Source organism: Streptomyces sp. NPDC097129 (assembly GCF_055668065.1).
The window spans coordinates 1,070,681-1,088,051 of record NZ_JBVOQE010000001.1 but is presented as its reverse complement, the minus strand read 5'-3'; the positions used below and the strand labels follow the sequence as shown (position 1 = coordinate 1,088,051).

Below are 17,371 nucleotides of genomic sequence, written 5' to 3'. Positions count from 1 at the left end.
GCTTTTGCCCGGTTCGGGCTCGCTAGCGTGCTGCCGCACCACACCCCCCGTGAACAGCGAAGGCAGGCACGCATGAGCACGCACCGGCGCAGGATCAGTGGCAGGAACAAGGTGATAGGCGGCCTGGTGGCCGCGGCCGTGGCCGGCGGCGGCGCGGTCCTGCTCACCGGCACGGCGAACGCGGCCGGGGTGAACGCCGCGTACACGAAGACCAGCAGCTGGTCGACCGGCTACACCGCGCAGTACGTCGTCACCAACAACAGCGGCCGGGCGGAGAAGACCTGGACGCTCGAGTTCGACCTGCCGGCCGGTGCGAAGCTCAGCTCACTGTGGAACGGCGAGTCGAGCGTCAGCGGACGGCACGTCACCGTGACGCCGCCGAAATGGGACACCGACGGTCTCAGGGCGGGCGAGTCGGCCACCGTCGGGTTCGTCGTCGACGGCACCGGCGATCCGGCGGGCTGCCGTATCGACGACGCCGCGTGTTCCGCCGACGGCGGCGCCACCCCGGAACCCAGCGGCCGCCCCACCCAGTCGCAGACCCCCACGCCGACCGCGACATCGACCGCCGGGCCCACCCGGACCGCGACGCCCACCCGGACCGCCGGGCCCAGTCACCCGCCCACCGCTTCCCCGTCCCCGAGCAGCGGCACCGGAACGACGACGTCCGCCGGATTCGCGCCGTACGTCGACACCTCCCTCTACCCGGCGTTCGACCTGCTCGCGAGCGCGGACGCGACCGGCCTGAAGAACTACATCCTCGCCTTCGTCACCGACGGCGGCGGCTGCACGCCCAAGTGGGGCGGCGTCACAGACCTGACCGCCGACGCCGTGGCCGGCCAGATCGGCGCCCTGCGCGCCAAGGGCGGCGACGTCCGCGTCTCCTTCGGCGGCGCCAGCGGCACCGAACTCGCCACCTCCTGCTCCTCGGCGGACGCGCTGGCGGCGGCCTACGGCAAGGCGGTCGACGCGTTCAAGCTCACCAAGGTCGACTTCGACGTCGAGGGCGGCGCACTGCCGAACACGGCCGCCAACACCCGCCGCGCCCAGGCCATCGCCAAGCTCCAGCAGAGCCACCCCGGCCTGGACGTCTCCTTCACCCTGCCGGTCATGCCGGAGGGCCTCACCCAGGACGGCGTGAACCTGCTCTCCAACGCCAAGTCCAACGGCGTGAAGATCTCCGCCGTCAACATCATGGCGATGGACTACGGCGCCTCCTACAGCGGCGACATGGGCGCCTACGCCGAGCAGGCCGCCACCGCCACCCAGGCGCAGATCAAGGGCGTCCTCGGCCTGTCCGACAGCGCGGCCTGGAAGGCGGTCGCCGTGACCCCGATGATCGGCGTCAACGACGTCTCCTCCGAGGTCTTCACGGTCGACGACGCGAACCGGCTGGTGAACTTCGCCAGGTCCAAGGGCCTGGGCCGGCTGTCGATGTGGTCGGCCACCCGTGACAAGGCCTGCGCCGGCGGCCCGAAGCCGTCCGCCGACGCCACGTGCAGCTCGATCGCCCAGGCCCCGTCCGCCTTCGCCAAGGCCTTCGCGGCCTACAACTGAGGCGCCCGCCGGACACCCTGCGGGGTGTCCGGGGCTAGGGCCGAACGGCAGGGCCTAGGCGGCCTCCACCGGCGGCAGTGACCCGGTGCGGGCCGCCCGGCCGTACCAGCGGGCGCTGGACTTCGGGGTCCGCGCGAGCGTGACGTAGTCGACGTAGACCGCGCCGAAACGCTTGCCGTAGCCGTACGCCCACTCGAAGTTGTCCATCAGGGACCACAGGTAGTAGCCGCGCACGTCGGCGCCGTCGGTGAGCGCGCGGCGCACCGCCGAGAGGTGGCCGTGCAGGTAGGCGATGCGCTCCGGGTCGTGGACCTGGCCGTCGGGGTCGGGCTTGTCGTCGTAGGCGGCGCCGTTCTCCGTGATGTACAGCGGCAGCCCGGGCGCCTCACGCGAGTAGCGCATGATCAGCTCGTGCAGGCCGGTCGGGTCGATGGTCCAGCCCATCTCGGTGCGCTCGCCCGGCGTCTGGTGGAAGGCCACGTCGTCGGCGGCCGGCCAGGGGGAGTGCTCGCTGGCGCCGTGGCCGTCGGCGCGCGTGGGCGGCGCGTCCGGGTCGGCGGCCGACACCAGCGCGGGCGTGTAGTAGTTCAGGCCGAGCGCGTCCAGCGGCTGGCGGATCAGCTCCAGGTCGCCGGCCTGGACGAAGGACCAGTCGGTGAGCGAGCTCGTGGCCTCCAGCAGGGTGCGCGGGTACGCCCCGTGCAGGATCGGGCCGTGGAAGACGCCGTTGGCCAGGTCGTCGATGCGGCGGGCCGCGGCGAGGTCCTGCGGGGTCTGCGACAGCGGGCGCACCACCGAGGAGTTGAGGCTGATCGCCACCTGGTTGCGGGCCGGCATCACCGAGCGCAGCGCCGCGGCGCCGAGGCCGTGCGCCAGGTTCAGGTGGTGGGCTGCCCTCAGCGAGGCCACCGGGTCGGTGCGGCCGGGGGCGTGCACGCCGGAGCCGTACCCCAGGAAGGCGCTGCACCAGGGCTCGTTCAGGGTGATCCACTGCTCCACCCGGTCGCCCAGCGCCTCGCCGACGAGCTGGGCGTACTCGGCGAACCGGTAGGCGGTGTCGCGCTCCGGCCAGCCGCCCGCGTCCTCCAGCTCCTGCGGCAGGTCCCAGTGGTAGAGGGTGACGGCCGGCTTGATGCCGTGGGCCAGCAGCTCGTCGACCAGCCTGCGGTAGAAGTCCAGGCCGCGCTGGACGGCCGGGCCGCGGCCGGTGGGCTGCACCCGGGGCCAGGAGACGGAGAAGCGGTAGGCGTTCAGGCCCAGTTCGGCCATCAGCGCCACGTCCTCGCGGAAGCGGTGGTAGTGGTCGACCGCGATGTCACCGGTCTCGCCGTCGGCCGTCCGGCCCGGCGTATGGCTGAAGGTGTCCCAGATCGAGGGGGTGCGGCCGTCCTCCCGCACCGCCCCCTCGATCTGGTACGCGGAGGTCGCGGCGCCCCAGAGGAAGGCCGGCGGAAACGTCACCGGATTCGCCGGATGCGCAGCGTTCACGGACTCAGGCATGGAAGCGCTCCCATAGGTGGTCGTGGAGACCTTCGTGGTCGTGAAGACCGACAGATGGACAACAGGGTGGGGGCCGGGACGGCGGTGACCCGGCCCCGCGGGAATGTCTCGCGCGGTCAGCCCTTGACCGCGCCCTGCATGATGCCGCCGACGATCTGCTTGCCGAACAGCAGGAACGCCAGCAGCAGCGGCAGCGTGCCGAGCAGCGCACCCGCCATGATCACCGAGTCGTCGGGGATGTAGCCGGTGCCCAGCTGGTTCAGGGCCACCTGCACGGTCGGGTTGTCGCCGTTCAGCGCGATGATCGGCCACAGGAAGTCGTTCCAGGCCATCACGAACGTCAGCAGCCCCAGCACCGCCATCGCCGGCCGGGCCGCCGGGAAGACGACGTGCCACACGACCCGCAGGCTGCTCGCGCCGTCCACCCGTGCCGCCTCGATCAGCTCGGTCGGCAGCGCCTGCACCAGGTACTGCCGCATGAAGAACGTGCCGAAGGCGCTCACCAGCGTCGGCAGGATCACCGTCTGCAGATGGTTCGACCAGTGCAGATCCGTCATCCACAGATACAGCGGTACGACGGCCAGCTGCGGCGGGATCATCATCGTGCCGATGGTGAGCAGCAGCAGCAGCGAGGAGAAGCGGAACCGCAGCTTGGCGAAGGCGAACCCGGCCAGCGTCGAGAACAGCACCGTGCCGACGGTGATCGTGCCCGCGACGAACGTGGTGTTGACCATCGCGGTGCCCATCCCGGCCTGGTCCCAGGCGGTCTGGAGGTTCTTGAACAGGTTCCCGCCGAACCACAGCGGCGGCGGGGTCTGCGCCAGACGCGTGTTGGTGCGCGAGGCCGCGACCGCCGTCCACACCAGCGGGGACAGCGAGACCAGCGCGAACACGACCAGGACGGCGTAGGTGACCGGGCCGGCGTGCAGCTGTTTGCCCGCGCCCATCACCCGGCGCCGGCCCTCACGCAGGGCGGCCTTGCGTGGCAGAGTCAGGTCACTGGTGGTCATTGGGCCTTCCTCAGCCGTCGGGAGACCAGCAGGTTGAGCGCGGCGACGAGCAGCAGGAGCAGCAGCATCGTCCAGGCGATCGCGGACGCCTTGCCGAGATTGCCGAGGATGAAACCCTGGTCGTACATGTACAGGCCGAGGGTCTGGAACTGGTGCTCCGAGCCGCCCTTGGAGCCGCTCACGCCGCCGAACAGCAGCGGCTCGCCGAACAGCTGGGTCGCGCCGATCGTGGAGACGACGACGGTGAACAGGATCGTCGGCCGCAGCATCGGGATCGTCACGTTGCGGAACTGCTGCCAGCGGTTCGCGCCGTCGATCGCCGCCGACTCGTACAGGTCCGCCGGGATCGCCTGCATCGCCGCCAGATAGATCAGCGCGTTGTAGCCGGTCCATCGCCAGATCACGATCGAGGACACCGCCAGCTGCGAACCCCAGTCGGACTCCTGCCAGTTGACCGGGCCCAGGCCCACCAGGTCGAGGGCCCAGTTGACGATGCCGTTCTTCTCCGGCGAGAACAGCAGCGCGAACACCAGCGCCGCCGCCGCCACCGAGGTGGCGTACGGGGTCAGCATCACCACCCGCCACACGGTCGAGCCGCGCAGCCTGAAGTTCAGCAGATGCGCCAGCCAGAGCGCGGCCGCGAGCTGCGGCACGGTGGAGATCAGGCCGATGGTGAAGGTGTTCTCCAGGGCGTTCCAGAAGAACTCCGAGGACAGCAGCGACTTGTAGTTCGCGAGACCCGCCCAGCTCTGCCCGTCCAGGTTGGACAGCTGCACATGGTGCAGCGAGTACCAGGCGGTGTACAGCAGCGGCACCAGCGAGAAGGCGCCGAAGACCACGAAGAACGGGGAGATGAACGCGTACGGCGACGCCTTCATGTCCCAGCGGTACAGCCGGCTGCGCCAGGAGCCCCTGTCCGCCGGCGGCGTACCGCGACCGTGAGCGCCCCGGGCCGCGCCCGGCTGGGAGCCGGGCGCGGCCTCGGCGCTCGACGCGGGGTGCGCGAGAGCCTGCTCGGAGCTGGTCACTGGCCGAGCACGTCCTTGACTTCCCTGGTGGCCGCGTCCCAGCCCTGCTCGGGCGTCTTGCCCTTCTGCTCGACCTGGACGATGCCGATGTCACAGATCGCCGTGTCGATCGGCTTGTCCTTCGGGCCGAGCGGCTGTGCCGGGATGGTCTTCGCCGCGTCGGAGAAGATCTGCGTCAGCGGGGCGTTCGAGAAGTACGCCTGGGTGTCGGCCTGCGGCTTCAGGCTCGCGTACGCCGCCGGGACGGACGGGAAACTCGCCTGCTTGGCGAAGACCTTCGCCTCCTGCTCGGGCGCGGTCAGCCACTTGGCCAGCGCGATGGCCTCCTTCTGGTGCTTGCTCGCCTTCGGCACGCCGATGAAGGAGCCGCCCCAGTTGCCCGCGGTCGGCGCCGCCGCCACGTCCCACTTGCCGCTGCCGGCCGGGCCGGACTTCTCCTGGATGTAACCGATCATCCAGGCCGGGCAGGCCACGGTGGCGAAGGTGCCGTTGGCGAACGCCTGGTCCCACGGCTTGTCGAACTGCTTCAGCTTCGCCGACATGTCGCTCGTCGCCACGCCCATCGCGGCGTTCCAGGCCTTCTTCACGCCGGCGGACTTGTCGTAGACGACGTTGCCGTCCTTGTCGTAGTTGCGCTCGCTCTCGCCGCCGAGGACCGCGTTGTACACGGAGGAGGCGGAGTCGACGAACTTGGTGCCGCTCGGCGCCTTCCGCATGTACTGCTTGCCGAGGTCGACGTACTTGTTCCAGTCGCCCTTCCACAACGCCGCGAGTTTGGTGCGGTCGGTCTCTATGCCGGCCTTGGCGAAGAGGTCCTTGCGGTAGCAGACCGCCATCGGGCCGATGTCGGTGCCGAGCCCGATGAGCTTGCCGTCCTTGGTGGTGGCCTGGGCGTTCTTCCAGTCCAGCCACTGCGACTTGTCGACCTCCTTGCCGAGGTCGACGAACTTGTCGGCCTGCGTCTGCACGGCCTCGGTGACGTTGCCGATCTCGATGGCCTGGACGTCGTCGGTGCCGGAGCCGGCCTGGAGGCGGGTGAGCACCTTCGGCCAGTAGACGTCGGTCTTGGTGGTGACGTTCTCCTTGACGACGATGTCCGGGTGCAGCTTCATGTACTCGTCGTACAGACCGGCCTGCTTGTAACCGAAGACCCCGAACGTGCCGACGGACAGCGTCACCTTGCCCTTGGCGTTCCCCCCTCCGCCGCCGCTGCCGTTGTCGGCACTCGACGAGCCGTCGTCGCTGGCGCAGCCTGCCAGCAGTCCCGTGGCCAGTACGGCGACGGCTGTCAGTGCCGTCAGCCGGTGGGACCGGCGGGTACTCGTACGCATTGCGTCCTCCTGTTGCCTGACGTGCCGACCCCCCGGCCAACTGCAGTGGTTGGGCCCGTTCGTGCTAGCTGCGGCTCGGGCGGGGAACGTGCGGGACATGTATGTGTCAGGTACTGTGGGAGCGCTCCCACAAGTGATGTGTTGAAGAGTCGTGGGTTCGTGCGGGGGTGTCAAGGGAACGGACGCGGAGAATTGCGTTCAGTTATCGGGCCGTTAACCGGAGTCGGGGGCTCCGGTGGGGGCGTCGCCGGGGCCCGCCGGGGCGGCGGCTGAAGGCGGCGCGACTGTTAGATTCCAGGCCAGCGGGACGACGACGGCGGGAGGCGGAGCCCATGGCAGGCCACGGAGCGCGGGGACGGAGCGGGGGCCGGCCCACCCTCGAGGAGGTCGCCGCGCGCGCCGGTGTCGGCCGGGGAACGGTGTCCCGGGTGATCAACGGCTCCCCCCGGGTCAGTGACACCACCCGCGCCGCCGTCGAGGCCGCCGTCGCCGAGCTGGGCTACGTCCCGAACACCGCCGCCCGCGCCCTGGCCGCCAACCGCACCGACGCGATCGCCCTGGTCGTGCCCGAGCCGGAGACCCGGTTCTTCGCCGAGCCGTACTTCTCGGACATGCTGCGCGGCGTCGGCGCGGAGCTGACCGACACCGAGATGCAGCTGCTGCTGATCTTCGCGGGCAACGACCGCGAGCGGCAGCGGCTCGCCCAGTACCTGGCCGCGCACCGCGTGGACGGCGTCCTGCTGGTCTCCGTGCACGCCGACGACCCGCTGCCGGACCTGCTGGCCCAGCTGGAGATCCCCGCGGTGATCAGCGGTCCGCGTTCGGCGGGGGAGGTGCTGCCGTCGGTGGACTCGGACAACTACGGCGGCGCCCGGCAGGCGGTGGAGCACCTGCTCGCACGCGGCCGCTCGCGCATCGCCCACATCACCGGCCGCCTCGACGTCTACGGCGCCCAGCGGCGCGTCGACGGCTACCGGGACGCGCTGCGGGACGCGGGGCGGGGCGTGGACGACACGCTCATCGAGCCCGGCGACTTCACCGAGGAGGGCGGCCGGCGGGCGATGACCCGGCTGCTGGCGCGCTGCCCGCAGCTGGACGCGGTGTTCGCCGGCTCCGACGTCACGGCGGCCGGGGCGCGTCAGGTGCTGCGGGCGGCCGGGCGGCGCATCCCGCAGGACGTGGCGCTGGTGGGGTACGACGACTCCGCGATCGCCCGGCACATGGAGCCGCCGCTGACGAGTGTGCGGCAGCCGATCCAGGAGATGGGGCGGCGGATGATCGACCTGCTGCTCAGCGAGATAGCGGAGCGCCGGCCGGCGGTCTCGCGGGAGCTGGATGCCGTGCGGCGGCAGGTGGTGCTGGCGGCGGAGCTGGTGGTGCGGGCGTCGTCCTGAGCGGGGCGGTCGTTCTGTGTGGGGTGGTCGTCCTGTGCGGGGTGGTGGTCCTGTGCGGGGCGGTCGTTCTGTGCGGGGTGGTCGTCCTGTGTGGGGCGGCTACCGTCGCAGCCGCCAGCGGGTCTCGCCGTCTTGTTCCTCGTCGGTGGGCTTCAGTCCGGCCGCTCGCGCCACGGCCGCCGACGCGAGGTGGCCGGGGTGGATGTGGGCGACGACGGTACTGACCGACGGCTGCCGGCCCAGCCAGTCCACCAGCCCGCGTGCCGCCTCGGTGGCGTAGCCGTGCCCCTGCCAGGGGGCGCCGACGACCCAGGCGACGGCGGCCTCGGCGGCCGGCGTGTCCACCGTGGCCTGCACGGTGCCGATCAGCAGGTTCTCCTCCCGCAGCCGCAGCACCCAGTTGCACCAGACGACGGCCGGGTCGGGGGAGCCGGCGACGAGACGTTCGTAACGGGCGCGCAGTGCCTGCGGGGTGGCGGGGGAGCCGCCGATGAAGGTGTGCAGGGCGGGGTCGGCGAGGGCCTCGGCCATCTGCGGGGCGTGCTCGGGGAGGAGGGGGAGGAGGTCCAGGCGGTCGGTGCGGAACGGCTCGGCGTACAGGGCGGGCCCCCCGGGGAGTGTCGGTGAACGCAATCAGCCGGTGACCTCTGGACGAGGTCACCGGCTGATTTCACAGGGTGAGTGACGGGACTCGAACCCGCGGCATCCTGGACCACAACCAGGTGCTCTACCAGCTGAGCTACACCCACCATGACCGGTGCTGGGATTCTTTCGTCTCCCTGACCGGCCGAGAAAAAGTGTACAGGGTCCGAAGGGGTGCTCGCGCCCGCCTTTCTCGGCGCCCCCTTCGGGTGACCCTGTCAGTGGTGCTGAGCTGGCAGGACGTGCTTCGCCGCGATCGTCTTCGCGGTGTCGGAGTCCGGGCCGGGCTGGGGCACGAAGATCGCCTCGCGGTAGTAGCGCAGCTCCGCGATGGATTCGCGGATGTCGGCGAGGGCGCGGTGGTTGCCGTTCTTCTCCGGGCTGTTGAAGTAGGCCCTCGGGTACCAGCGGCGGGCCAGCTCCTTGATGGAGGAGACGTCGACGATGCGGTAGTGGAGGTAGTCCTCCAGCGTGGGCATGTCGCGGAGGAGGAAGCCGCGGTCGGTGCCGACGGAGTTGCCGCACAGGGGGGCCTTGCCGGGTTCCTTCACGTACTCCTTCACGTACGCCAGGACCTGCTCCTCGGCGTCCTTGAGCGTCGTGCCGTTCGGGAGTTCCGCGAGCAGCCCGGAGGCGGTGTGCATCTGACGCACCACTTCCGGCATCGTCTCCAGTGCGCGGTCCGGCGGACGGATGACGATGTCGACGCCTTCGCCGAGCACGTTGAGCTCGGAGTCGGTGACGAGGGCGGCCACCTCGATGAGCGCGTCGTCGGACAGCGAGAGGCCGGTCATCTCGCAGTCGATCCACACCATGCGATCGTTCATGTGTGTCACCTTACGGGGGGTGGGGGGCGTGCGGCGCCGGTCGTGTGTCTTGTGCGGGGTGCCTGCGGCGCTGGGTCGTCGTTTGTCTGCGGGTTTCGTTGTGGCTGGTCGCGCCCACGCGGCGGAGCCGCATATCGACACAGCCCCGCGCCCCTTTGATGCCTGCGGCGGCCCGTTGCTGTCCGGTGGGTGGTTGCTGTCGCGCCTGCGGCCGGTTTCCGAGTCGGGGCCGGGGTGGGGGGTGTCCGTCCTCGGTCCGGCCGCCCGTCCCCGACACGCTCACCGTTGCCCGGTGCCGGCCGCTGCGGGCGGACACCCCCCACCCCGTCCCCTTCCCGCCGTCGGCGGGTGCGACAACGCCGTGGCGGGCGCCTTCAACTCCGAGAGCTGCGGGCAGTCGTGCCTCCCCCTCGCACCTGGCGAGCGGGCCGCGGGGAAACGCGGAAGGGCCCGTGGGGTGGTTGCACCCCACGGGCCCTTCGCTTGGTCAGGAGCCGCTGCGTTGGCTCGGGAGGGACAGGGGGGCCGGGGTCGCGGAACTCATCGCGCCTACGGGGGCGCGGCGGGACTGCAGGGATACCGGGGTGTCCGGGTGCAGGGCCGCCGGGGCGTGGGGGGACGAAGGGCTCAGCGCAGCCGGCTGCTGCGTCGGGTCGGCCTCGACCGGTTTATCGGCCTGCGGGCGCCTGGCCCGGTACGCGGCACGGTACGCCGCCGGGGACGAACCCAGCTGGCGGCGGAAGTGGCCGCGCAGTGCCACCGGGGAGCGGAAGCCGCAGCGGCCCGCGACCTCGTCCACCGAGTAGTCCGACGTCTCCAGCAGCCGCTGGGCCTGCAGCACGCGCTGCGTGATCAGCCACTGCAATGGTGCGCTTCCGGTCAGAGAACGGAAGCGGCGGTCGAACGTGCGGCGGCTCATGTACGCGCGCGCGGCCAGCGTCTCCACGTCGAACTGCTCGTGGAGATGCTCCAGCGCCCAGGCGACGACCTCGGCGAGCGGGTCGGCGCCGATCTCCTCCGGTAAAGACCGGTCGAGGTAGCGCTCCTGCCCGCCCGAGCGGCGCGGCGGGACCACCAGGCGCCGGGCGAGCGCGCCGGCCGCCTCGTTGCCGTGGTCCGTGCGCACGATGTGGAGGCAGAGGTCGATTCCGGCCGCCGTACCGGCGGAGGTGAGGACGTCTCCGTCGTCGACGAAGAGCTCCCGCGGATCGACGTGGACCGACGGATAGCGCTTGGCCAGCGTCGGTGCGTACATCCAGTGGGTGGTCGCCGGGCGGCCGTCCAGCAGGCCGGCCGCGGCGAGCACGAAGGCGCCGGTGCACAGCCCGACGATGCGGGCACCCTCCTCATGCGCCCGGCGCAGCGCGTCGAGCGCTTCCTCCGGTGGCGGTGAGGTGATCGAGCGCCAGGCCGGCACGACGACCGTGCCCGCGCGTGAGATCGCCTCCAGCCCGTGTGGTGCGGTGAGTTCCAGGCCTCCTGTGGTCCGCAGGGGCCCTTCCTCGCCCGCGCACACCAGCAAGCGGTAGCGCGGAACGCCGGCGTCCTGGCGGTCAACCCCGAACACCGACAGTGGAATGGAACTCTCGAAAATGGGGCCGCCGCTGAACAGCAGCACCGCGACGATCTCCTTGCGACGTCGCCCGGACAGCTTCCGGGCCGCGGTTTCCGGCGCGGCAGTGGAGTCGTGGCTCATCCTGCTAAGCCCCCCTCGGTGGTCGCGGCTCCTCGGTTGTGTCGCTCCTGCACGTTTCCCCTCGGTCCTGCACGAGTCCCCCGCCGTAGACAGTCAAGATCGAATCTACTGTGTCCCGCCAAGCCGCGGTGACCGGTTCGCCACCCCGCAGATTGTCGACATGACAACTTGGCGTAAAGCATTCGATCACGAAGCGTTGCACTCGGGGAGGGCGCAGGGAAGTGCGCCTCGTCGCGGTGGCCAATCCACGTAGGGTGCGGGAGGGTCCTGAGACCCTTTCCTTGCAGGTCGAACGGGGGGTGACGGGTGTCTGGGGGCGGTCGGGGGCGCTATCCAGAAGTTGGCTGAAAAGAGACGGGTGCGTGCGCGGAAACCGGTCAGCCGACCGGTGAGTTTCCCTCCGTGTGCGCCGGGGGCGCGGAGCGACGCGCTCCGCGGTGCGTGCCGCTCCCTGTGCGCTGGTGGCGCCCGCGATGCTGGTGCGGCTCCTCCAGCAGGCGGACCGGGTGGCGTTCGGAACGGCGCAGCAGCAGCCGGCAGACGGCGGTGACCGCGGCGAGACCCAGGGCGGTGCCGGTGGCGCCGCCGAGCGAGGTGCCGTACCAGAGCAGTACCACGGGAACGAGGACGCAGCTGAAGGCCGCCCAGCGGACGACCTCGGCCGAGGTGTCCTCGGTACGCGGTGCGGGCATGGCGCGCCTCCTGGAGTCGATCACCGGGTTCAACGCCTGTTCGACCGGGTCGGTCACCGTGTGGGGCCGCGGGACGATCATCTGGCGGATGCCGGTGAGTTCTCGTGCGAACCGCCTGTACGGGGCAGCAACCATTGCGTTACGGGCGCCGACTCGTGCATGCTCCGGTGAACCCCGCCGTGCAGGCGCGGGATCTGGGCGAAGGAGGCGTGCCGCCGTACCCTTGGGGGTATGGGGTTGGGAAGATGTTTCCCGGACACAGCTCCGCCGCACACTGTCGTCCCCCATAAAGGATCACAACGCCGAGACAGCCATGGCCGGTCACGAATTCTTCGAACCCGCGGACCGCAAGCGGCCGGTCGCCGACCCGTCGGCGATGGAGCCCCAGGCGGCCGAAGAGGCACGCCATCCCTGCGACCCCGCCTTCCAGCACGGTGTGGTCGTCGGCTTCGACGGCTCGACGTCCAGTGAGCGTGCGCTGGCGTACGCGATCGGCATGGCCCATCGGTCCCGTTCCGGACTGATCATCGTCCATGTGGCCAACCGGCTGCCGACCACGGTCTGGGCCGGCTGCGAGCCCCCCGTCTTCGTCGACGTCCCCGACCACCGCACCGAGGTGCTCGGTCTGGAACTGGCCTGTGCGGACTACCTCGCCGAGGTGCCGTGGATCCTGGTCGAGCGTGGCGGCGACATCTGTCACGAACTCGAGGAAGTCGGCCAGGAGTACGAGGCCGACGCGATCGTCGTGGGGTCCACGCACGGCATTGTCGGCCGGATCTTCGGCTCCGTGGCCGGGCGCCTGGCCAAGCGGGCGAAGCGGCCCGTGATCGTCATCCCCTGACGTATCGAGTTCACTGCGCGCCGCTCACGGCGTGTCAATATCCCTGTGCACTGCGTGAAGTTACTCGCGCGTCGCAGGTGTTTGTGCGGTTGTGAAGGGCATATACCGGTCACCGCACAACTGCACATGCATGAAGGGAGCCCGCCGTGGACAACGACGTCTCTGCGGGAAGCACCACCACCATCGCCGGCCGACTCGCCCTGGGCATCACCCTGTTGGCGTTCGGTCTCGGTACGACCGGTGTCATCGACGGTGTGGCGACGTCCGACGCCATGTCGCTGGCCCACTACGTGGGCGGGGTCGCCCTCTTCCTCGTCGGTCTGCTGGCCCTGCGTGACGGCGCCTTCGGTGTGGGGTACGTCGCTCTCGGCGCCCTCTGGTTCACCTGGGCCGTCTCCGGGCACGGCTCGGCCAACGCGACAGGGCTCTTCCTGCTGCTGTTCGCCCTGGTGGCGCTCACGCTGACCCTCGCGGGCGGCGACACCCTCGGCCAGGCCGTGCACGGGCTGCTGTTCCTGGCGATGCTCGTGCTCGCCGTCGCCCAGTTCGCGGACAGCTCGGTGCTCACCAAGGCCGGCGGCTGGGTGGCGGTCGCCTCCGGCGCGGTGGCCTGGTACGCGGCGACGGCCGCGCTGGCCCACTGGCCGACGGCACTTCCGGGACGCGCTGCGGGCCGGGGGGTGACGGCCACCGGTTAGCTGCGCCGGCTGGGGGGTTGGGCGGCTCCCCGGTGTTCCATGGGCGGGCCCCCTGGTGGCTGGCATCACCAGGGGGCCCGTTCTCTTGTGTGGCCTCTGCGGGTTCGCTGTGGCTGGTCGCGCAGTTCCCCGCGCCCCTTTCGGGGCGGCGCGGGGAACTGCGCCCCTGGGTGGGTTATTCCACCGTGACCGACTTGGCGAGGTTCCTCGGCTTGTCGATGTCCCGGTCGAGGGCCTTGGCCGTGTGGTAGGCGAGGAGCTGGAGGGGGATGCCCATCAGGATCGGGTCGAGTTCGTCCTCGTTCTTCGGGACGACGATCGTGTGGTCGGCCTTCTCCTGGTTCTGGTGGGCGACGGCGACGATGCGGCCGCTGCGGGCCTTGATCTCCTCCATCGCGGCGCGGTTCTTCTCCAGCAGGTCGTCGTCCGGGACGATCGCGACCGTCGGCAGGGCCGGCTCGATCAGGGCCAGCGGACCGTGCTTCAGCTCGGAGGCCGGGTAGGCCTCGGCGTGGATGTAGGAGACCTCCTTGAGCTTCAGGGAGGCCTCGCGGGCCACCGGGTAGCCCCGGACGCGGCCGATGAAGAGCATCGAGCGGGCCTGGGCGAGCTCCTCGGCCAGCTTCTTGATCTCGTCCTCGTTCTCCAGCATCTCGGAGATCTGCGCGGGCAGCCTGCGCAGGCCCTCGATGATGCGCTTGCCGTCGCGGACCGAGAGGTCGCGGGTGCGGCCGAGGTGCAGGGCGAGCAGGGCGAAGGCGACCGTGGTGTTGGTGAAGCACTTCGTGGAGACCACGCAGACCTCGGGACCGGCGTGCACGTACACGCCGCCGTCGGCCTCGCGGGCGATCGCCGAGCCGACCACGTTCACCACGCCGAGGACGCGGGCGCCCTTGCGCTTGAGCTCCTGGACGGCGGCGAGGACGTCGTAGGTCTCGCCGGACTGGGAGACCGCGATGTAGAGGGTGTCGGGGTCCACGACCGCGTTGCGGTAGCGGAACTCGGAGGCCGGCTCGGCGTCGGCGGGGATGCGGGCCAGCTCCTCGATCATCTGGGCGCCGATCATGCCCGCGTGGTACGAGGTGCCGCAGCCGAGGATCTTCACGCGCCGGATGCGGCGCGCCTCGCGGGCGTCCAGGTTGAGGCCGCCGAGGTGCACGGTGGAGAAGCGGTCGTCGATGCGGCCGCGCAGCACGCGGTCCACGGCGTCGGCCTGCTCGTGGATCTCCTTGTGCATGTAGGTGTCGTGGCCGCCCATGTCGTAGGAGGCGGCCTCCCATTCCACGGTGGTGGGCTCGGCCGTGGTGCGGGTGCCCTCGGTGGTGTAGGTGCGGAAGTCGTCGGCCTTGAGGGTGGCCATCTCGCCGTCGTCGAGGGTGACTATCTGCCGGGTGTGGGCGACCAGCGCGGCGATGTCGGAGGCGACGAACATCTCCTTCTCGCCGATGCCGAGGACGACCGGCGAGCCGTTGCGGGCGACCACGATGCGGTCGTTGAAGTCGGCGTGCATGACGGCGATGCCGTAGGTGCCCTCGACCAGGCGCAGCGCGTCGCGGACCTTGTCCTCGAGCTTGTCGGCCTGGGAGCGGGCGATGAGGTGGACGAGGACCTCGGTGTCCGTCTCGGAGAGGAACTCGACGCCGTCCGCCTCCAGCTTGCGGCGCAGGTCGGAGGCGTTGTCGATGATGCCGTTGTGGACGACGGCGACCTTGCCCCCGGCGTCCATGTGCGGGTGGGCGTTGACGTCGGAGGGGGCGCCGTGGGTGGCCCAGCGGGTGTGGGCGATGCCGGTGGTGCCCTTGAAGCGCGCCGGGACCTTGGCCTCCAGGTCGCGCACCCGGCCCTTGGCCTTGACCATCTTCAGGCCGGCGGTCTTCGGGGAGGTGACGACGATGCCCGCGGAGTCGTAGCCGCGGTACTCCAGCCGCTGGAGGCCCTCGAGCAGGAGGGGGGCGACGTCACGCTTCCCGATGTATCCGACGATTCCGCACATATGTTGGTATTCCTCAGCCGTAGACGATGCGGCGCAGCTGCCGGAGCGACAGCTCCGGGGGCGCCACCGCGCGATACTTCAGGTCCGCCGCGATCCGTTCGAAGATCGTCGTGTTCACCAGGCCCTGGGCCTGGAGCTCACGGTGGCGGCGACGGACGAAATCCTCGGTCGTCTCGTCGAAAAACGCGAGCACGTCCTGGATCACCCGCAGCGCTTCGCCCCGGCTCAGGGGCGTGGAGCGCGTCAGGTGATCTACGAGTTCGTCGTGCACCCGATGATCCTGGAGTACCGGCCGCTCTTTCGCAAGAAACCTGCCCGATTTCGGGCAAGCGACTGTTGAAGGTCTCATGAGCGGCTGTTTGTCGGCTGTCCATCCGGCGGTCCGACTCCCGTTGCCCGGGCAGACGAGTTTCAGTCGCCATGGACATTCCTCGTATGGGAGTACCGGACCAGCTCGCCGACCGCATGAGTATGGCCGAGCAGCACGAGTACCTGCGGTCGAGATTCTCCCGCCGCACCATGTTCCGCGGCGGCGCCGTCACCCTGGGGGCCGTGGTCGGTGGCGCGTTCGTGACGGGCGCCACCGCCCAGGCCGCCGTGCCGACCCAGCGGACCGCTCCGGCCACCGAGACCGTGGACGGCGCGCTGGTCGCCCCCTTCGGCCGCCACCTCGCCTACGGCAACGACCCGCGCACGGAGATGACCATCTCCTGGCAGGTCCCGGTCGCCGTGAAGAAGCCGTTCGTGCGCATCGGCGCGCACCCCTGGGACCTCTCCCGCAAGATAGAGGCCGAGGTGCGCACCCTGTACACGCCGGCCGGCGTCGGCGCGAGCGGCGACCACACGCAGTACTACCTGCACGCCCAGCTGGCCCACCTGCGCCCCGGCCGCACCTATTACTACGGTGTCGGCCACGAGGGCTTCGACCCGGCCGAGTCCCACCTGCTGGGCACCCTGGGCACCTTCACCACCGCCCCCGCCCACAAGGCGCCGTTCACCTTCACCGCCTTCGGCGACCAGGGCGTCAGCTACCACGCGCTGGCCAACGACGCGCTGATCCTCGGCCAGAACCCGGCCTTCCACCTGCACGCGGGCGACATCGCCTACGGTGACCCGTCCGGCGCCGGCAAGACCAGCGACAGCGGCTTCGACTCGCGCACCTGGGACCAGTTCCTCTACCAGACGGAGTCGGTCGCCAAGCAGGTCCCGTGGATGGTGTCGTACGGCAACCACGACATGGAGGCCTGGTACTCGCCCAACGGCTACGGCGGCGAGGAGGCCCGCTTCACCCTGCCCGACAACGGGCCGGACCAGAAGAACCTGCCGGGCGTCTACTCCTTCGTCTACGGCAACACCGCGATCATCTCGCTCGACCCCAACGACGTCTCCTACGAGATCCCGGCCAACCTCGGCCTCTCCGGCGGCACGCAGACCAAGTGGTTCGAGGACCAGCTGAAGAGGTTCCGCGCGGCGCGGGACATCGACTTCGTCATCGTCTTCTTCCACCACTGCGCCTACTGCACCTCCACGGCGCACGCCTCGGAGGGGGGCGTGCGCCAGGAGTGGGTGCCGCTGTTCGAGAAGTACCAGGTCGACCTGGTCATCAACGGCCACAACCACCAGTACGAGCGCACCGACGTGATCAAGGGCGACCAGGTCGCGAAGAAGCTGCCGATCGGCGGCACCGCCTACCCCGAGACCGAGGGCGTGGTGTACGTCACGGCGGGCGCGGCGGGCCGCAGCCTGTACGCGTTCACCGCGCCGGACTCCTACGAGGGCCACGAGCACGAGGTCGACTCGGTCGCCTCCTTCGTCAACCTCAAGGGCGGCAAGCAGAACGAGACCGTCGCCTGGTCCCGGGTGCGCTACCTGAACTACTCGTTCCTGCGCGTGGACGTCGAGCCCGCGCCGCAGGGCCGCTGGACCACCCTGAAGGTCCAGGGCATCGCCGAGACCGGCGACCGGATCGACCACTTCACGGTGGCCCGCCGGGCGAAGTAGGCCCCGGCCCGCGCGAGGGCAGGCGGTCCCGGCGTCACAGACGTTTCAGGACCGCCTGCTCGGCCGGCGTGAACTCCTCCCGTCGAACGCCCACATGCCGTCCTTCCGGATGATTTCCGCGGTGCGGGGATTGTTTCGCCGCATCTGCGGGACAGTGGTCT

15 protein-coding genes and 1 tRNA gene are annotated in these 17,371 nt (G+C 70.5%); 5 read left to right on the top strand and 11 right to left on the bottom strand.

All coding sequences use genetic code 11. The features are described from left to right. The first annotated feature begins 72 nt into the window (after window positions 1-72). Window positions 73-1,557 (top strand): glycoside hydrolase family 18 protein, encoded by a 1,485-nt coding sequence (locus tag AC0B9F_RS04865; protein ID WP_471998786.1) that lies wholly within the window; start codon window positions 73-75, stop codon window positions 1,555-1,557. 54 nt (window positions 1,558-1,611) lie between these two features. On the opposite strand, the gene AC0B9F_RS04860 is transcribed toward AC0B9F_RS04865, so the two are convergent. The 4 genes from AC0B9F_RS04860 to AC0B9F_RS04845 all read right to left on the bottom strand — a co-directional run bounded on the left by AC0B9F_RS04860 (window position 1,612) and on the right by AC0B9F_RS04845 (window position 6,426). After that, on the bottom strand, window positions 1,612-3,057 hold the full coding sequence (locus AC0B9F_RS04860) for a GH1 family beta-glucosidase (RefSeq protein WP_471998785.1): 1,446 nt from the start codon (window positions 3,055-3,057) through the stop codon (window positions 1,612-1,614). Between the two features lie 116 nt (window positions 3,058-3,173). Continuing rightward, window positions 3,174-4,067, bottom strand: coding sequence for a carbohydrate ABC transporter permease (locus AC0B9F_RS04855; protein ID WP_471998784.1), 894 nt, complete (start codon window positions 4,065-4,067; stop codon window positions 3,174-3,176). Next, a complete protein-coding gene (locus AC0B9F_RS04850; protein ID WP_471998783.1) occupies window positions 4,064-5,095 on the bottom strand; it encodes a carbohydrate ABC transporter permease in 1,032 nt (343 codons plus the stop codon). Before AC0B9F_RS04850 ends, AC0B9F_RS04855 begins: the two co-directional genes overlap by 4 nt. After that, window positions 5,092-6,426 (bottom strand): ABC transporter substrate-binding protein, encoded by a 1,335-nt coding sequence (locus AC0B9F_RS04845; protein ID WP_471998782.1) that lies wholly within the window; start codon window positions 6,424-6,426, stop codon window positions 5,092-5,094. The genes AC0B9F_RS04850 and AC0B9F_RS04845 overlap by 4 nt, the downstream gene beginning before the upstream one ends. A gap of 332 nt (window positions 6,427-6,758) precedes the next feature. Between AC0B9F_RS04845 and AC0B9F_RS04840 the strand changes: the two genes are divergently transcribed. Continuing rightward, window positions 6,759-7,820, top strand: coding sequence for a LacI family DNA-binding transcriptional regulator (locus tag AC0B9F_RS04840; protein ID WP_471998781.1), 1,062 nt, complete (start codon window positions 6,759-6,761; stop codon window positions 7,818-7,820). A 99-nt stretch (window positions 7,821-7,919) separates the two neighbouring features. Here the strand turns inward: AC0B9F_RS04840 and AC0B9F_RS04835 are convergent, their stop codons facing one another. The 5 genes from AC0B9F_RS04835 to AC0B9F_RS04815 all read right to left on the bottom strand — a co-directional run bounded on the left by AC0B9F_RS04835 (window position 7,920) and on the right by AC0B9F_RS04815 (window position 11,677). Further along, a complete protein-coding gene (locus AC0B9F_RS04835) occupies window positions 7,920-8,453 on the bottom strand; it encodes a GNAT family N-acetyltransferase (protein WP_471998780.1) in 534 nt (177 codons plus the stop codon). 43 nt (window positions 8,454-8,496) lie between these two features. Next, window positions 8,497-8,569, bottom strand: a tRNA-His gene (locus tag AC0B9F_RS04830). A 111-nt stretch (window positions 8,570-8,680) separates the two neighbouring features. Then, window positions 8,681-9,289, bottom strand: coding sequence for an oligoribonuclease (gene orn / locus AC0B9F_RS04825; protein WP_471998779.1), 609 nt, complete (start codon window positions 9,287-9,289; stop codon window positions 8,681-8,683). A 487-nt stretch (window positions 9,290-9,776) separates the two neighbouring features. After that, the gene (locus tag AC0B9F_RS04820) at window positions 9,777-10,985 is read right to left on the bottom strand and encodes a helix-turn-helix domain-containing protein (protein ID WP_471998778.1); all 1,209 of its coding nucleotides are present in this window, start codon (window positions 10,983-10,985) and stop codon (window positions 9,777-9,779) included. Window positions 10,986-11,362: 377 nt separating this feature from the next. Next, complete coding sequence (locus AC0B9F_RS04815) at window positions 11,363-11,677, bottom strand: hypothetical protein (protein WP_471998777.1); 315 nt, start codon at window positions 11,675-11,677, stop codon at window positions 11,363-11,365. Window positions 11,678-11,990: 313 nt separating this feature from the next. Here AC0B9F_RS04815 and AC0B9F_RS04810 point away from each other — a divergent pair, with 313 nt between their 5' ends. Together AC0B9F_RS04810 and AC0B9F_RS04805 are read left to right on the top strand one after the other, a co-directional pair. Beyond that, complete coding sequence (locus AC0B9F_RS04810) at window positions 11,991-12,518, top strand: universal stress protein (RefSeq protein ID WP_471998776.1); 528 nt, start codon at window positions 11,991-11,993, stop codon at window positions 12,516-12,518. A 146-nt stretch (window positions 12,519-12,664) separates the two neighbouring features. Continuing rightward, a complete protein-coding gene (locus AC0B9F_RS04805; RefSeq protein WP_471998775.1) occupies window positions 12,665-13,216 on the top strand; it encodes a hypothetical protein in 552 nt (183 codons plus the stop codon). Window positions 13,217-13,391: 175 nt separating this feature from the next. Here the strand turns inward: AC0B9F_RS04805 and glmS are convergent, their stop codons facing one another. Then, on the bottom strand, window positions 13,392-15,209 hold the full coding sequence (glmS, locus tag AC0B9F_RS04800; protein ID WP_471998774.1) for a glutamine--fructose-6-phosphate transaminase (isomerizing): 1,818 nt from the start codon (window positions 15,207-15,209) through the stop codon (window positions 13,392-13,394). Between the two features lie 13 nt (window positions 15,210-15,222). Beyond that, entirely contained in the window at window positions 15,223-15,480 is a 258-nt protein-coding gene (locus AC0B9F_RS04795; RefSeq protein WP_471998773.1) for a hypothetical protein, read from the bottom strand. Between the two features lie 164 nt (window positions 15,481-15,644). Here AC0B9F_RS04795 and AC0B9F_RS04790 point away from each other — a divergent pair, with 164 nt between their 5' ends. After that, entirely contained in the window at window positions 15,645-17,210 is a 1,566-nt protein-coding gene (locus AC0B9F_RS04790) for a purple acid phosphatase family protein (RefSeq protein ID WP_471998772.1), read from the top strand. Window positions 17,211-17,371 lie beyond the last annotated feature (161 nt).

Coding starts and splice junctions, on each gene's coding strand:
- AC0B9F_RS04790 (WP_471998772.1), top strand. CDS start 15,645: ATGGGAGTACCGGACCAGCTCGCCGACCGCATGAGTATGGCCGAGCAG.
- AC0B9F_RS04815 (WP_471998777.1), bottom strand. CDS start 11,677: ATGCCCGCACCGCGTACCGAGGACACCTCGGCCGAGGTCGTCCGCTGG.
- AC0B9F_RS04855 (WP_471998784.1), bottom strand. CDS start 4,067: ATGACCACCAGTGACCTGACTCTGCCACGCAAGGCCGCCCTGCGTGAG.
- AC0B9F_RS04860 (WP_471998785.1), bottom strand. CDS start 3,057: ATGCCTGAGTCCGTGAACGCTGCGCATCCGGCGAATCCGGTGACGTTT.
- glmS (WP_471998774.1), bottom strand. CDS start 15,209: ATGTGCGGAATCGTCGGATACATCGGGAAGCGTGACGTCGCCCCCCTC.
- orn (WP_471998779.1), bottom strand. CDS start 9,289: ATGAACGATCGCATGGTGTGGATCGACTGCGAGATGACCGGCCTCTCG.
- AC0B9F_RS04820 (WP_471998778.1), bottom strand. CDS start 10,985: ATGAGCCACGACTCCACTGCCGCGCCGGAAACCGCGGCCCGGAAGCTG.
- AC0B9F_RS04810 (WP_471998776.1), top strand. CDS start 11,991: ATGGCCGGTCACGAATTCTTCGAACCCGCGGACCGCAAGCGGCCGGTC.
- AC0B9F_RS04865 (WP_471998786.1), top strand. CDS start 73: ATGAGCACGCACCGGCGCAGGATCAGTGGCAGGAACAAGGTGATAGGC.
- AC0B9F_RS04845 (WP_471998782.1), bottom strand. CDS start 6,426: ATGCGTACGAGTACCCGCCGGTCCCACCGGCTGACGGCACTGACAGCC.
- AC0B9F_RS04840 (WP_471998781.1), top strand. CDS start 6,759: ATGGCAGGCCACGGAGCGCGGGGACGGAGCGGGGGCCGGCCCACCCTC.